This is a genomic window from Brachybacterium nesterenkovii, from assembly GCF_900163655.1.
GTDB lineage: Bacteria > Actinomycetota > Actinomycetes > Actinomycetales > Dermabacteraceae > Brachybacterium > Brachybacterium nesterenkovii.
The window spans coordinates 1-1,357 of record NZ_FWFG01000056.1 but is presented as its reverse complement, the minus strand read 5'-3'; the positions used below and the strand labels follow the sequence as shown (position 1 = coordinate 1,357).

Annotated in this window: 1 pseudogene; it reads right to left on the bottom strand. The window is 67.8% G+C overall.

The window, feature by feature from the left end:
* Nucleotides 1–45: 45 nt before the first annotated feature.
* A pseudogene (locus tag FM110_RS06330) lies at nucleotides 46–1,292 on the bottom strand (IS256 family transposase).
* Nucleotides 1,293–1,357: the final 65 nt, after the last annotated feature.

Here is a 1,357-nt window from a genome sequence, read left to right as displayed (position 1 = left end):
GGTCAAGTCCCCGGAAGTGGTGTAGCGATCCTTCGGCGATAGGGATCAGGCTGTCAGCGCGGGAAGTGCATCGGTGCTCACCTCGTTCACGGGATTGGTGGTGAGGGTGAGGCGGCAACGGGCCAGGACGTCGAGGCCGAGGTAGCGGCGTCCTTCGGCCCATTCATCGGTCTGCTCGGCCAGGACCGCGCCGACGAGGCGGACGATCGCCTCGCGGGAGGGGAAGATGCCCACCGAGTCGGTGCGGCGGCGGATCTCGCGGTTCAGACGCTCGGTGGGGTTGTTCGACCAGATCTGGACCCACACATCCTTCGGAAACGCGGTGAACGCGAGGACGTCTGCGCGGGCGGCATCGAGGTGCTCGGCCACGGCCGGGAGCTTCTCACCGACGTAGTCCAGCAGACGCTCGAACTGCGCATTCACGGCCGCGGCGTCGGGCTGGTCATAGACGCTGTGCAGCATCGCTTTCACGGCTGGCCACATGCCCTTGGGGCAGATGCTCATCAGATTCGCGGCGTAGTGGGTGCGGCAGCGCTGCCAGGACGCTCCGGGCAGGTGAGCGGCGATCGCCTCGACCAGCCCCGCATGCGCGTCGGAGGTGACCAGGCGGACTCCGCCCAGGCCGCGGGCGACCAGGTCGGCGAAGAAGCTGTTCCAGGCCGCGCCGGTCTCGCTGGTCGCGACCCGGATGCCGAGGACTTCGCGGTGGCCGTCGCCGTTGACGCCGGTGGCGAGCAGGACGACGGCATTGATGACTCGTCCGCCCTCGCGGACCTTCATCGTCAGTGCGTCGGCGGAGACGAACGTGAACGGCCCGGCCTCGTCCAGGGGGCGGTGGCGGAACTGCTCGACGTGCTCGTCCAGATCGGCCGCCATGCGGCTGACCTGGGACTTCGAGAGGCTGTTGATGCCGAGGGTCTTGACGAGTTTGTCCATTCGGCGGGTGGAGACGCCGGCGAGGTAGCAGTCGGCGACCACGGTGATCAGGGCGGATTCGGCGCGTTTGCGGCGCTCGAGCAGCCAGTCGGGGAAGTAGGTGCCGGTGCGGAGCTTGGGGACGGCGACGTCGATCGTGCCGACGCGGGTGTCGAGGTCGCGGTGGCGTAGCCGTTGCGCTGAGCGACCCGCTCGGGGCTGGGTCGACCGTATTCCGCGCCGGCGACCGCGTCAGCGTCCGCGGACAGCAGCTCGTTGATGATCCTTTGCAGCATCGTGCGCATCAGATCCGGGGAGGCTTCGGCCAGGGCTTCACCGAGCAGGCCGTGAGGGTCGACAATATGAGGAGCGGTCATCGTGATGACTCCGTTCGAGGATTCTGTGGAAGGTTGACTCGAAGGATCACACGGTGGCCGCGTCC